Origin of the sequence: Catenulispora sp. GAS73, from assembly GCF_041262085.1 — a bacterium.
GTDB lineage: Bacteria > Actinomycetota > Actinomycetes > Streptomycetales > Catenulisporaceae > Catenulispora.
Genome location: NZ_JBGCCM010000024.1, coordinates 176,362 through 189,573, shown reverse-complemented (window position 1 = coordinate 189,573; position 13,212 = coordinate 176,362). Strand labels below are relative to the sequence as shown.

The 13,212-nt window shown below is 71.3% G+C and carries 12 protein-coding genes; 9 read left to right on the top strand and 3 right to left on the bottom strand.

Features of this window, described 5'->3' with window-relative positions; all coding sequences use genetic code 11:
- Positions 1-553: 553 nt before the first annotated feature.
- Entirely contained in the window at positions 554-1,615 is a 1,062-nt protein-coding gene (locus tag ABH935_RS32380) for an AraC family transcriptional regulator (protein ID WP_370381748.1), read from the bottom strand.
- A gap of 69 nt (positions 1,616-1,684) precedes the next feature.
- On the opposite strand from ABH935_RS32380, the gene ABH935_RS32375 reads away from it, so the two are divergent.
- Positions 1,685-2,677, top strand: coding sequence for an oxidoreductase (locus ABH935_RS32375; protein WP_370381747.1), 993 nt, complete (start codon positions 1,685-1,687; stop codon positions 2,675-2,677).
- A gap of 59 nt (positions 2,678-2,736) precedes the next feature.
- Positions 2,737-3,348 (top strand): hypothetical protein, encoded by a 612-nt coding sequence (locus tag ABH935_RS32370; protein ID WP_370381746.1) that lies wholly within the window; start codon positions 2,737-2,739, stop codon positions 3,346-3,348.
- A gap of 13 nt (positions 3,349-3,361) precedes the next feature.
- Here ABH935_RS32370 and ABH935_RS32365 read toward each other — a convergent pair whose 3' ends face one another.
- Entirely contained in the window at positions 3,362-4,969 is a 1,608-nt protein-coding gene (locus ABH935_RS32365) for a Na+/H+ antiporter (RefSeq protein ID WP_370381745.1), read from the bottom strand.
- Between the two features lie 148 nt (positions 4,970-5,117).
- Positions 5,118-6,029, bottom strand: coding sequence for an MBL fold metallo-hydrolase (locus ABH935_RS32360; protein ID WP_370381744.1), 912 nt, complete (start codon positions 6,027-6,029; stop codon positions 5,118-5,120).
- Between the two features lie 88 nt (positions 6,030-6,117).
- Between ABH935_RS32360 and ABH935_RS32355 the strand changes: the two genes are divergently transcribed.
- The 7 genes from ABH935_RS32355 (at position 6,118) to ABH935_RS32325 (ending at position 13,135) form a co-directional block, all read left to right on the top strand.
- Positions 6,118-6,993: a LysR family transcriptional regulator gene (locus tag ABH935_RS32355; protein WP_370381751.1), complete on the top strand. Its 876-nt coding sequence runs from the start codon at positions 6,118-6,120 to the stop codon at positions 6,991-6,993.
- 31 nt (positions 6,994-7,024) lie between these two features.
- The gene (locus tag ABH935_RS32350; protein ID WP_370381743.1) at positions 7,025-8,158 is read left to right on the top strand and encodes a hypothetical protein; all 1,134 of its coding nucleotides are present in this window, start codon (positions 7,025-7,027) and stop codon (positions 8,156-8,158) included.
- Positions 8,159-8,269: 111 nt separating this feature from the next.
- A complete protein-coding gene (locus ABH935_RS32345; RefSeq protein WP_370381742.1) occupies positions 8,270-9,085 on the top strand; it encodes an alpha/beta fold hydrolase in 816 nt (271 codons plus the stop codon).
- 177 nt (positions 9,086-9,262) lie between these two features.
- Positions 9,263-9,715: a hypothetical protein gene (locus ABH935_RS32340; RefSeq protein ID WP_370381741.1), complete on the top strand. Its 453-nt coding sequence runs from the start codon at positions 9,263-9,265 to the stop codon at positions 9,713-9,715.
- Between the two features lie 756 nt (positions 9,716-10,471).
- On the top strand, positions 10,472-10,768 hold the full coding sequence (locus tag ABH935_RS32335; protein WP_370381740.1) for a hypothetical protein: 297 nt from the start codon (positions 10,472-10,474) through the stop codon (positions 10,766-10,768).
- A gap of 1 nt (position 10,769) precedes the next feature.
- The gene (locus ABH935_RS32330) at positions 10,770-11,849 is read left to right on the top strand and encodes a polyprenyl synthetase family protein (protein ID WP_370381739.1); all 1,080 of its coding nucleotides are present in this window, start codon (positions 10,770-10,772) and stop codon (positions 11,847-11,849) included.
- Between the two features lie 32 nt (positions 11,850-11,881).
- Complete coding sequence (locus ABH935_RS32325) at positions 11,882-13,135, top strand: oxygenase MpaB family protein (RefSeq protein ID WP_370381750.1); 1,254 nt, start codon at positions 11,882-11,884, stop codon at positions 13,133-13,135.
- The last annotated feature ends 77 nt before the right edge of the window (positions 13,136-13,212 follow it).

Sequence of the window (13,212 nt, the reverse complement as noted above, 5' to 3'; positions counted from 1 at the left end):
GACGAGGCTGGACCACAGCAGGTGGGGTGCGGCTTGATTCCGCCAAACCGGGCTGGTTCCGTTTACGGCGACGACGCGGCGAGGGACCCAGAACCTCGGCGACCACAAGCAGCACCGCCACCGAACAGCGCAACGCAGGCAACAGCGGATAGGAAGCCGACCAGTCGCGGGCCGCCGCCAAACAGCAGGTCGCGCGGGTCGCCCCCTCGCTGTAGAGCGCCCGCCGGAGGCCTCAAGGTGCCCACCAAACGCGGCCGCCAGCCGCCAGACCAAACGCGTGCGCAGTGACTCGGACCTGTGCGTGGTCGTGCCCATGAAAACCGCCGGTCGCCAACGCACCGCCGCAGAGACCTGAACCGGTGCGTGGTCGTGCCCATGAAAACCGGCGGCCGCCAGCGCAACCCGCGCCGCACAACCGAACTGCGTCCCCCTGCGAGGTCACCAAACCTTAGGCGAAGCCGTAAAAAGCCTCTAAAACCACAGGCCAGACGTACCCCGCCCGACACCAGCCCCCACACATCAAGCAGCAGCGCCTAAAGGCCTTTGAACTTCGTCACCCACGCACTGCCGCCCCAGCGCCAGCCGCACCGACCGAATACCGATAGTTCCGCGGCGAAGTCCCCATCGCGCGCTTGAAGGCGTTGCTGAAGGCGCTCTCCGACCCGTAGCCGACTTCGCGCGCGAGCACGGCGACCGTCGTGCCGTCGTGCCGCAGGGCCCGGGCGGCCAGGTTCATGCGCCAGGTGAGCAGGTATGTCAGGGGTGGGACCCCCACGGTTTCGCGGAACCTCACCGCGAACGCCGTCCGCGACAGCGATGCCGCCCGCGCCAGCTCCTCCAGCTGCCAGGGCCGCGCCGGCTCGCCGTGCATCAGCCGGAGGGCTGGTGCGATGCGTTCGTCGGCGAGGCCGCGGAGCCAGCCCGGCGGGAGGCTCGTGGTGTCGGCGAGGCTGATGCGCAGCACCTGCAGGAACAGCAGCTGCGCGATGTGGTCCATGGCGACCGCCGCGCCGGGGCGGCGGCCGGTCATCTCGTCGAGCAGCTGCTCGGTGAGGCGGCGGAGGGTTCCGGCTTCGGGTGCGTCGCTGCGGACGTGGACCAGCGGCGGCAGGGCGTCGCGCAGGAGGCTGCCGCCGTCCCGGCTCAGGTCGACGTGGCCTGCGACGCACATGATGTCCTCGCCGGAGCCGACGGTTCGGATCCCCGTCCGCGGGTCGACGGGGAGCCGGCCGCCGGCCATCGGGGGGACGCCGGGGTCGCTGCACATGATGTACGGCAGCGCGCCGTCGGAGACGATCACGTCGCCTTCGGCCAGCTGAACCTGTTCGCCGGTGTCCTCGCGGACCAGCAGGCAACCGCCGCGCACGACGCAGGTCACCTTCAGCCGGTCCGGAGCGTGCAGCCGCAGGGCCCAGGGGCCGCCGGCGACGAAGCCGCCGGACATGGCCGCGCGGGCGTCGGCGATCGCGAGGGCGTCGCCGAGGGGGTCTTCGGGGGCGGCCGGCTCGGCGGGCTCGGGGCGCTCGGAGCGCTCGGGGAGTTCAGCGAGCTCGACCAGTTCAGCGACCTCGGTCGGCTTCGCTTCTGTACTCTCACGCAAGTTTTGCGAACTCACAAGTATTCATCGTACATCCTTGCCGGCCTAGCGTGGTCCTGTAAGCATCACCAGAAGGGACCGCCCGTCATGACCACCACACCGCAACGCCCCCTCCCGTCCGGCTTCTCCGCCGCCTCCACGGCTGACGAAGTGATCAAGGGCGTCGACCTCACCGGCAAGACCGCGATCGTCACCGGCGGCTACGGCGGCATCGGCCTGGCCACCGTGCGCACGCTGCGTGACGCCGGTGCGCAGGTCGTCGTCCCGGCCAGGAACACCGAGGGTGCCCGCGCCGCGCTGAAGGACCTGGACGGCGTGCGCGTCGAGGAGCTCGACCTCGTCGAGCCCGCGTCCGTCGAGGCCTTCGCCGAGCGCTTCCTCGCCGAGGGTCGTCCGCTGCACCTGCTGATCAACAACGCCGGCGTCATGGCCACGCCGCTGACCAGGGACGCGCGCGGCAACGAGCTGCAGTTCGCCGTCAACCACCTCGGGCACTTCCGGCTCGCCACCCGGCTGTGGCCGGCGCTCGCCGCGGCCGGCGCGGCCGGCGGGGCGCGCGTCGTGGCGCTGTCGTCCCGAGGCCACCGCTACTCGCCGGTCGTGTTCGAGGACCTGAACTTCGAGCACCGGACCTACGAGCCGTTCCTGGCATACGGCCAGTCCAAGACCGCCAACTCCCTGTTCGCCGTCGAGCTCGACCGGCGCGGCCGTGACGAGGGCATCCGGGCCTTCGCCGTGCATCCCGGCGCGATCCTCGACACGGACCTGACCCGGCACCTCGACGACGACGCGCTGCGCGCGGCCGGCGTCGTGGACGTCGACGGCCGACGCGTGCTGAGCAACGGGCTCCACGTGAAGACGGTCGAGCAGGGCGCCGCGACCACGGTGTGGTGCGCGATCAGCCCGGCGCTGGACGGCCTGGGCGGCGTCTACTGCGAGGACTGCGACATCAGCCCGGTCATGACCGCCGAGGAACTGGCGGCGTCGGACCGGCCGCTCGACGGCCCCGGCGTGCTGCCGTTCGCGGTCGATCAGGATGCTGCGACGCGGCTGTGGGACGTCAGCGAGCAGCTGATGTAGGCGGGCGCAGGTGGCACGGAAGACACGCGAGGCGCGGCCGTCTGGGTAGATTGATCGCCATGAAAGACCGGCAGCGGGCACAGATCGATCTTGCCCGGTTACCCGACGACATCGCGCACCTCATCGCGGGCCTGGCGCCCGGCGGCACAGTGGAGATCACGCGCGGTGGCGAGCCGGTCGCGACGATCACCGCCGCCGGGTCTGCCCCGCTGGAAGGCACGGTCATCCGGGCCCGCCCCGCCTCGGACGACGGTGCTGAGCGGCGCACGGCGGCCGAGGACGAGGGCGTGACGGTCGTCGCCACCGCGATGAAGCTCTCGGACACCGCACGGAGCAAGCTCTCGGAGGAGCTCGGCGACGACTTCATCGTCCTGGACATGTGGGACGCCCCGAAGACCGCCGACGTGCTCCTCATCCCGGCGATCAGCCTGAAGCTGCTGGGCAGTCTGCGCGGGATGTTCCCCTCGGCGCGCGTTGTCATCGCCGAGCTCGACGATCCGGAGCTCGGGATCAGCTATCCCAGTCCGGTGCGGCGGCTGCTCGACGCCGGAGCCGACCTCTATCTCGCCACGACGACCGTGCCCAGCCTGGCGCGGCAGCTCGGCGAGGCGGTGGTCAGCGCGCGGGGCGAGCTCGGCGCGGCGCGGCGGCCGCGTATGGAACTGGAGTAGCGGCGGCTCGGCCTCACTCCACGATCTGCGTCCGGCTCAGCCGTACTTCTTCGATGTCCAGCCGGGCCTGGATCTGCCGCACCACCGCGTCGTCGATCTGGTGCTCGTGCCGCAGCCGCAGCACCGTGGCGCGCTTGGAGTCCAGCAGCGCCAGGCGCAGCTCGCGGTACTGGTCGTCGAACCGGCGGAGGCGTTCGGCGGCGTCGTCGTCGATGTCGTCGGAGTCGTCGTCGGGGTTGCCGGCCTGGCTGACGCGCATGCGTTTCTCGTACTCGCGGCGCGTCATGTCCACGATCTCCGGGGCGGTGCCCAGGGCCGCGGCGATGTCGGGCATCGCGGCCAGGGCTTCCTCGGAGGCCGTGCGGTTGGCCATGCGGCGTTCGGAGTCGATGACCGTGTCTTCCGGGAGGTTGACCCAGCGGACCACCGGCGGCAGTGCGAACGCCTGGAGCATCAGGGCCGCGATGACGCCGGCCGTGACGAACACGATGACGTCGCGGTCGGGCAGCGGCAGGCCGTTGTCCAGGGTGTTCGGGACGGCGAGCGCGGCGGCCAGCGAGACCGCGCCGCGGAAGCCCGCCAGGCCGGTGATCACCCGGAAGCCGTGGCTGACGCGGCGGGCCTGCTGGGAGGGGCGGCGGTCCAGGGCGCGGATGATGTAGATGACGGTGAACTGGAAGGCCAGCCGGACCGCGATCAGGATCCCGCACACCGCCGCCACCAGGGACAGCGCCCGGGCCAGGTCGAAGCTGGTCAGGTTGCGGACCGCGGACTGGGACTGCAGGCCGACCAGGACGAACAGGGCGCCGTTGAGGACGTAGGTGCCGATCGTCCAGAAACCCTGGGAGAGCAGCCGGACCGCCGGGGTCCCGACCGTCGGCCCGAGCTGGCCCATGATCAGCCCGCACGCCACCACCGCCAGCACGCCCGAGGCCTGGACCGCCTCGGCGAGGAGGAAGGCGCTGAAGGGGATGAGGAGGATCGCGACGTTCTCCAGCAGCGGGTCCGTCAGGCGCGCGCGGAGCCGGCCGCCGACGAACGCGACCGCGACGCCGGCCGCGGCCCCGCCGGCGTAGGAGCGGATCAGGAGCCAGCCGACGTGCACGGCGCTGAAGTGCTCGGTCCCGACCGTGACCGACACCGCCACGGCGTAGAGGACCAGCGCCGTCCCGTCGTTGATCAGGCTCTCGGCCTGCAGCAGGTTCATCGCCTGGCGCGGCAGCACCCGGCCCAGCGCCGCGACCGCGGTGGCGTCGGTCGGCGCCAGCGCCGCGCCGAGGATCCAGGCCGGGCCCCACGGGACCCCGAACGCGTGCGCGACCACCGCGACCATCGCCGCCGTGACGATCACGAGCAGCGTGGTCATCAGCACCAGACCGCGCAGGGTGCGCCGGATCCACCGCAGCGAGGCGTTCAGGCTCTCCCAGTACAGCAGCGCCGGCAGGAAGAGGAGCAGCACGGTGTCCGGCGGCAGGTTCACCTCCCGCAGCCGCGGCACGAACCCGACCAGCGCCCCGGCGGCCAGCATCAGCACCGGCGGCGCCACGCCGAGGCGGTTTCCCACGATGCCGCAGGCCAGCACGCAGGCGCCGATCACGACGATCACCGTGAGCGCGAGCACGCGGGCCTCCTGGCGGTGGGGCGGCCGCCGGACGGCGGGGTCTTGGTGGTGATGATCTCCATCCGAGGCGCGGTTCACTCCGAAGGATGACCGAAGCTCGAAACCTGAGCAGGAAGTCTAGGGCCGAAGGCTGAAACCTCAGGACGTCCTAGGGCGCGGCCACGCCCCCGGCCGCATGCTCCGCACACAAGCACCCGACCCCGCGCTCGATCCACTCCCGCATCCGCCATTCCGGGTGCCGCTCCACCATCAGCGCCCTGACCTCCTCGACCACCGTCTCCTCGGTCACCGCCGCGTCCCGGCGGCGCCAGGTCTCGTCGCGCAACTCCCTGAGGTAGTCCCGTACCTCGGCGAGCAGCGCCGCGTCGCCGATGGCGCCGTGGCCGGGGACCACCACGCGGTGCTGTTCGGCGGCCAGGCCCTCCATCACGCGGATCCAGCGCACGCCGGAGACGTCCGTGTCGTGCGGGGGGAACCAGGGGAAGATCGCGAACTGGCCGGCCTCGGCGAGGTCGCCGGTGAACAGCACGCCGGCGTCCGGGACCGTCACGACCTGGTCGCCGCGGCTGTGCGCGCGGCCGGTCGGGCGCAGGTGCACGGTGCGGCCGCCCAGGTCCAGGGCGTAGCCGTCGTCGAAGACGACGTCCGGCGTGGGGAGCTCCGTGCCGTCGAGCTCGCGCGCGACCGGGGCGCCGAGCTGCGTGAACATCGCCAGGTAGCCCGCGCCCTTCTGGGACAGGTCGTCGGCCTGCGCGCGGTTGACCAGGTACGTCGCCTCGTCGGCGAACGCCTGCGCGCCGAAGGCGTGCTCCGGGTGGAAGTGCGTGGTGGTCAGGTAGAGCTTGCGGCCCTTGGCGTAGTCGCGGGCGAAGCCCAGGACGTCGCGCGCGTTGCGCGGCCCGAGCCCGGTGTCCACCACCAGGACCGAATGCGCGCCGCCGATCACGCCGATGTTCGGCACCAGGTCCACATCGTGGTTGGGCAGGACGACCAGGTCGCGGGCGATTTCCTGGGCGCTGGAGGTCTCGACGACCGGGTCGGGGAAGGGGTAGTCAGCCATGCTTCGAGTGCAACACCGGCGCGCGGAGGGCGTCCAAGTCCGATCCCGCAAGGGCGATACCGCGCGGGTATCGTCGCCTGTGATGGACATGGAACTGCGCTCGCTCCGCTACTTCGCCGCCGTCGCCGAGGAGCTGCACTTCGGGCGGGCCGCGCGCCGGCTGCACATGACGCAGCCGCCGCTGAGCCGGGCCATCCGGCAGCTGGAGACCGACCTCGGCGTCGCGCTGTTCGAGCGCTCGCCGTCCGGCGTCGTGCTCACCGAGACCGGAGCTTGGTTCTACCGGGACGCCCGCGCGCTGCTCGACCAGGCCGACCGGTTGCAGGCCAAGGTCGCGGCGTCGGCCGGGGCCGCGACTCTGACCGTCGGCATGCTGTCCGACGGCGCCGATCCGGCCGCGGCCGATCTCGTGAAAGCCTTCCGCGAGCGCCATCCGCACGTGGACGTCCACATCCGCGAGGCCGACTTCACCGACCCGACCTCCGGCCTGCGCGCCGGGCAGGTGGACGTCGTGCTCACCTACGCTCCCTTCGACGAGACCGGTATCAGTGTCCGCCGGCTCCGGGTCGATCCGGTCGGCGCCGTTCTGCGCACCGACGACCCGCTGGCCGACCGCGAGGTCCTGCGTCTCGCCGAGCTCGCCGACCGACGCTGGTTCCGCTTCCCGGAGACCGCCGACCCGATCTGGCGCGCCTTCTGGAACGCCACCACTCCGGCCGGCCCACTGCGCGAGGGCCCGGTGGTGCGGACCGTGCACGAGTGCTTGCAAGCCGTGCTGTGGAACGGCACGATCGGACTGGCGCCGCGGGTCGGGGTGTTGCCGGCCGGCCTCACCTTCGTGCCGCTGGCCGACGCGCCGCCGAGCGCGCTGGTCGTCGCGTGGTCCGACGCGCGGGACGATCCGCTGGTCCGCTCGTTCGTCCGAGTCGCCGCGCAGACCTACGGCGCCGTGCCAGGGGGCTGACAGGCCCGAAGACAGTCGAGGGGGATGGATGATGCGTGAGCGCACACGGCGGTTCGCCAGAGCGGCCGCAGCCGTCTCGGTACTGGCGGCGGCGATGGGTTCGGCGGCGGCCTGCTCCAGCAGCGGGTCGTCCGGGGGAGGCGGCGGCGTCGGCGCCGGTTCGGGCGCGTTCGCGGACGCGCTCAAGAACATCCACGACACCGCACAGACCAGCGGCTCCATCGAGTTCGGCGACACGGCGCAGCTGGCCAAGCTCAACGGCGGCACCACCCCGGCCGCGAACGGCCCCTTCGCCCGCCTCGTCGGCGCCGGCTCGGACCAGCTGACGCAGTACGCCTCGCTCCTGCCCCCGCTGACCGGCTTCGACTCGACGACCGCGACCAGCGCGATCAGCCTGGGCACGCCGCCGAACCAGGTCGGGGTCCTGTACGGGTCCTTCGACCCGACGGCGATCGGCGCGAAGCTCGCCGCCTGGGGCTACCACAAGTCGGACCGCGGCGGCGGGGTCACCGCGTGGGTCTTCCAGGACAACCACCAGGTGGACCTGACCAAGCTGGACGCGAACGGCATCGGCCCGGGGATGGCCGGCTGGCTGAACGTGATCTGGCTGTCGAAGTCGAGCATCGCCTACGGCTCCGCGACCTCCGACCTGGCCGCCGCGCTTCCCGCACAGTCCAAGCCGCTGTCCGGCGATCCCATGGTGGGTCCGCTGGCCGACTGTCTGGGCTCGACTCTGATCGCCTTCGTGGAGACCGACGCCAAGCAGATCAACAACAGCGGGATCTCAGCGATCGCCTTCGGCGTCACCGCGACCGGCGCGTCCGACATCCGCGAGGAGATCTGCGCCGCCGCTCCCAGCGCGTCCGCCGCGCAGGGGTTCGCGACGGGCTTCACCAAGGCGGTCGGCAGCGGCCTGGACTACATCCGGAACCAGCCGTGGTCGACGCTGCTGACGGACCCGCAGACGAAGGTGATCGGCGGCTCGGAGAACGTGGTGCGCCTGACCGCCAAGCCGGCGGATCCGCAGGGCGCCGCGCTGGTGGTCAACCTGGTCGCGCAGAACGACTTCGCCGGCTTGCTCGGGCTGCCGCAGGCGATCAACAAGCCCGGCTCCCCGGCCGGCGCGACCACGCTGCCGCCGGCCCAGGCTCCGTCGTCTTCCTGACGGCAGCGGATCGGCAGCGGATCGGCAGCGGATTCCCGACGGGACCGATGAGTTCGGCGGCCGGCCGTCGTCCAACCTGATGACGACCCGCCCTCCCGAAAGGAACCACCCATGACCAGCACCGCCAGCAGCACCGTGACCGGCACCGTCACCTCGGCCGACGGCACCTCCATCGCCTACACCGCGACCGGCGACGGCCCCGCGGTGATCATCGTCGACGGCGCGCTGTGCCACCGCGCATTCGGCCCCAGCGCCGGCATCGCCGAGCAACTGGCCCCGGAGTTCACCGTCTACACCTACGACCGCCGCGGCCGAGGCGAAAGCGGCGACGCCGAGGCCTACTCGCCCGAGCGCGAGGTCGAGGACATCGCGGCCCTGATCCGAGCCGCCGGGGGACAGGCAGTGCTCGCCGGCTTCTCCTCCGGCGGCGCCCTCACGCTCCGGGCCGCCGCCGCAGGCATCGGCGTGACCAAGGCGGCCTGCTACGAAGCACCGTACGTGACCCAGGACTGGCACCGCGAAGCCGCCCTGGCATACACCGCCGACCTGCACCGGGCACTCGACGAGGGCCGCGTCGACGACATGCCGGCCCTGTTCATGACCCTGGTCGGCATGCCGGCGGACCAGGTCGCGGGGATGCGCCAGTCCCCGGTGTGGCCGGCATTCACGGCCGTCGCCAAGACCCTGACCTACGACAACGCGGTCCTGGGCTACCCCAGCGGCGGCACGGTGCCGACCGACCTGCTCGCCACGATCACCGCGCCGGTCCTAGCGATGGACGGCGGCGCCAGCCCCGACATCCTGCGCGACCCAGCCGGCATCATCGCCGGCGCCTGCCCGAACGCCGAGCGCCTGACGCTCGAAGGGCAGACGCACGAGGTCAGCCCGGCCGCCGTCGGCCCGGTGCTGGCGAAGTTCTTCGCGTGAGGCGGCACTAGAGGCAAAGCACAGGGTGCGGCGCCCTCATGAAGAGGACGCCGCACCCTTGCCGGTGCTAATGCCCACCGCAGATCACTGTTGGTTCGTAAATGTGGGGTCTCACTAGGGGGCTCGTCCGCCGCGACACCATGGACCGGGATCCAAGGGCGCTGCCATGCTTGCTCCATGTTCCTGTCTTTGCTGTCTTCGGAGCCGTCAACGCCACCCACCTCCGTAGCGCGAAGGCTCCTGGCGGTACTCGCCGTCGACGCCGTGTGCTTCGTAGCGCTGGCATGGGGCGCCTTCTCCGACGCGATGCAGGGACTGGACTGGGAGTCCAGGCGCACACCGAAGCCGCCAACGCACTACTTCAGCTGGGCCTTGATCCTGGTCAGCGGCACGCTGGCGATCCACGCGTTTTACGCGTATCGGCGCAACTGGTCCCCGGAGGCGGGGCTCCAACTGCTGCTCGCGATCGTGGCCGCCCTCTGCGGGCTCAGCACACTGAGTTCGAGCGGCGACGGAGCCGCGCCGCCGAACCCCGTCCACGTGACGCAGACGCCAACGCCCAACGGCGACTTCTGTTACAGCGGCGGACAGTGCTACATCAACGGGACACCAGTCAGCGGGCACCCGTAGGGGGCGGGCACGGGCCGCGATCCGGCCACTGAGCGCGGTGACGGGGCAGCGCGGCCGGCCCCGTGGTGAGGGGGTCCGAAGGACCATGCGGGGTGTTGGTTCTGGGTCCCTCGCCGCGTCGGCGGGCTCTGCCAACCTGGCCGGGCCGGTGGTGTCCAGCCGAACGGAGAACGACCACAGCAGCAGCGATGCGGCTGGACACCACCGGACCGGGCTGGTTCCGTTCACGGCGACGACGCGGCGAGGGACCCAGAACCTCGGTGACCACAAGCAACACCGCCACCGGAGAGCGCAACGCAGGCAACAGCGGATAGGAAGCCGACCAGTCGCGGACCGCCGCCGAAGCGCCGGACGCGCGGGTCGCCCCCTCGCTGTAGAGCGCCCGCCGGAGGCCTCAAGGTGCCCACCACGCCCGACGATTGCCGCCTACGCAACGTGTGCGCAGTGACTCGGACCCCCGCGTGGTTGTGGACACGGAAACTGGCAGCTGCCGACGCAGCCTGGTGTGCGAGTCGAGCATGCTGGCATTTTGTTAGGGAATTATCCCCCCTTATACGTAGATATAGCACGCGCTGCCGACACCAAAACCGACACCAAAACCGACCCCAAACCAACCCCCAACCCAACACCCCCCACAACCCACCCTCCCCAAGTCAACCCCCATCACCCTGTCGAGCGAATCAGGGCTTCACAACACCCCACCCAGGGAAGGGGCCCCGCGTCGGAACGGAGTACGGGTGGGGGAGGACCGGAACCATGGCTGAGCAGCACCAGTCCGGATCAGTAACACGCGACGCAATACGCCTACTAGCAGGCCTCACCGATCTCGGTCTGGAGGCCGCAGAAGCCGCCCTCCGCCGCACCCGCAGCATCCTCGCCCGCTCGGACCTCCCCGAGCTGGCCTCCGACCTCCACCACGAGATCAAAGCACACGGCGACGTAGTCCTCGACCGCGTCGCCCCACCCGCGCAGGCGCACATGGAAGCCTTAGCGCGCCGCGCCGCCGCCGCCACCGCCGCCACCGCCGCACGCGAAAAAGCCCCCGAGGCGTGAGGTGCTCTCCCAAGCCGACCTCAAGTCCCGAATAGACACCGAACTCCGAGCCTTCGTCCGCACCGAGACCGACCTTCTCGAAGCCCTCGACCCCCTCCTCGCCCCAGTCGGCGCCCAGCTGCGCGCCGCGGTCGCCGACGGCAAGCGCATCCGCGCCTCCTTCTGCTACTGGGGCTGGCGTGCCGCCGGCCAGGGTGACAGCCCGGCGATGATCCGTGCCGCCGCCGCGATGGAGCTCGTGCACGCCGCCGCGCTCGTCCACGACGACCTCATCGACGACAGCCCCCTGCGTCGCGGCCTCCCCACGCCGCACATCGCCCTGCGCGACGCCACCGCCAAGGCGCCCGATCCCGACGGCGCCGCGCGGTCGCTGGCCCTGCTCGTCGGCGACCTGCTGATGGCCTGGGCCGGGCAGATGTTCACCGACTGCGGACTGCCCGCGCTGTATCTCACACGCGCCCGTCCGATGTGGTCCGTCTTAGCGCGCGAGCTGATCGCCGGCGAGTGCCTGGAGGTTCTGCGCACCGGGACCGAGACCGATCCGCAGGAATCGCTGGCGATCGTGCGCTACAAGACCGCCAAGTACACCGTCGAGCACCCCCTGCACATCGGCGGCCGCCTCGGCGGCGCCTCGGACCGCACGCTCCGCGTCTTCACCGACTACGGCCTCCCGCTAGGCGAGGCGTTTCAATTGCGTGACGATCTGCTCGCAGTGTTCGGCGACCCGGCCGTCACCGGCAAGTCCAACCTCGACGACATCGCCGCCGCCCGCCCCACCGCGCTCATCGCCTACGCCCGCCAGGGCGCCGCGCCCCGCGACCGCTCGGTGCTGGACCGCCTGCTCGGCCGCGACGACCTCGGCGCCGCCGACCTCGCCGAGGTCCGCGCGATCCTGCAGCGCAGCGGTGCGCGCGGCCGGGTCGAGCAGCTGATCGCGCAGCGCGTGCGCCGAGCCCGGGCCGCGCTGGCCGGTGCCGGTTACGGGACCCGCACCGGCACCGGCACAGGCAGCAGCCTGCCACGCTCCGCCGCCGAGGCGCTGCACCACCTGGCCGAAGCCGTCACCACCCGCAGGTCCTGACTTCCCCGTCAAGGAGAAAGGTAGTGACCCCCATGCCCGTCACCCCCGAAGCGATGGCCGCGCTGCGCCTGCGCGGCGACGACCTCGCCGACGCCACCGTGGACGCGTTGTTCGCGGCCGGCGAGATCGGCCACTTCAACACCCTGATGCGCTGGTTCGAGCGCTCCGGCGCTCCGCTGCCCGAGGGCCTGCCGCAGGTGGCCCGCGACTACCTCGCCGCCACCGCGACGCCGCCGGACTGGGTCGACTGGGACCGGATGGAGGCGGCGCGGATGTTCTTCATCGACAACAACGTCCACATCTCCACCGCGCTGTCCTTCGCCTCGATGCCGGCGTGTTACATGCTGCCGCACGTCGCGAAGCTGCTGGCCGCCACGCACGCCCTGGACTACCCGTCCAACCGGATGGCCGCGACCGGCCAGTTCACCGTCTACCTGATGCGCCCCGACGCCTTCGAGGCCGGCGGCAGCTTCGTCCCGGCCGCGCAGAAGGTGCGCCTCCTGCACGCCTCGATCCGGCATCACCTGCGCCGCGAAGGCGCGTGGGACGAGGTGGCCTGGGGCGTGCCGATCTGCCAGGAGGACATGATCGGCGGCCAGATGATGTTCTCGATCCAGGTCCTGGACGCGTTGCACCGCTTGGGTGTTCATGTCACGGAGGCCGGTGCGGATGCGTATTTCTACGCATGGCGGGTTGTTGGCGCGATGCTCGGCATCGACACCGGAACGGCGCCGGTGGATCTGTCCGAGGCGCGAGATTTCTCAGACCTCTATATGGCGAAGTTCATGGGCCCCTCCGAGGCCGGCGTCAGCCTGACGCGGCAGCTCATCGAGCTGTACGAGGAGGTCGTCCCGGGTACGCTGCTCGATCCGGTGGTCCCGGCGCTGATCCGCCATCTGGTCGGGGACACCGCCGCGGACTGGCTCCAGGTGCCCCGCTCAGCGGTCTTCGACCACCTGGTGCCGGCCGCGCCGCTGCTGCTGGGTGTCACCGAACACCTCAAGGAACGCTCGCCGCTGGCCGCGATGGTCATCGACCGGCTCGGCGCGGTCACCACGCGCTTCGAACTCAGCTCCCTGACGCGGGGCCGCGTCATGCACTATGCGATCCCTGATCACCTCAAGGACGAATATGGCGTGAACAAGCCCAGGGATGAACGCTGGACGCCGCCTCCGGTCTCTGCTTTGCTTGCCGACCTGACCAACCCGGGCGGCGACTCGGGCGGCGCGGCGGGCGCAGACCCGACCGACCCGGCCGGCGCCACCGATCAGCCGGCCGGTGCTTGAGGTTACGTGTTCGTGAATTCCTGATCGACCACATCGGCGTCGATTCCCGTCGGCGTTTCGTCTCGGAATCGGCGTAG

Excerpts from the sequence above, each read along its gene's own strand:
- ABH935_RS32325 (WP_370381750.1), top strand. The coding sequence starts at position 11,882 with ATGCCCGTCACCCCCGAAGCGATGGCCGCGCTGCGCCTGCGCGGCGAC.
- ABH935_RS32360 (WP_370381744.1), bottom strand. The coding sequence starts at position 6,029 with ATGGCTGACTACCCCTTCCCCGACCCGGTCGTCGAGACCTCCAGCGCC.
- ABH935_RS32355 (WP_370381751.1), top strand. The coding sequence starts at position 6,118 with ATGGAACTGCGCTCGCTCCGCTACTTCGCCGCCGTCGCCGAGGAGCTG.
- ABH935_RS32340 (WP_370381741.1), top strand. The coding sequence starts at position 9,263 with ATGTTCCTGTCTTTGCTGTCTTCGGAGCCGTCAACGCCACCCACCTCC.
- ABH935_RS32350 (WP_370381743.1), top strand. The coding sequence starts at position 7,025 with ATGCGTGAGCGCACACGGCGGTTCGCCAGAGCGGCCGCAGCCGTCTCG.
- ABH935_RS32345 (WP_370381742.1), top strand. The coding sequence starts at position 8,270 with ATGACCAGCACCGCCAGCAGCACCGTGACCGGCACCGTCACCTCGGCC.
- ABH935_RS32335 (WP_370381740.1), top strand. The coding sequence starts at position 10,472 with ATGGCTGAGCAGCACCAGTCCGGATCAGTAACACGCGACGCAATACGC.
- ABH935_RS32375 (WP_370381747.1), top strand. The coding sequence starts at position 1,685 with ATGACCACCACACCGCAACGCCCCCTCCCGTCCGGCTTCTCCGCCGCC.
- ABH935_RS32370 (WP_370381746.1), top strand. The coding sequence starts at position 2,737 with ATGAAAGACCGGCAGCGGGCACAGATCGATCTTGCCCGGTTACCCGAC.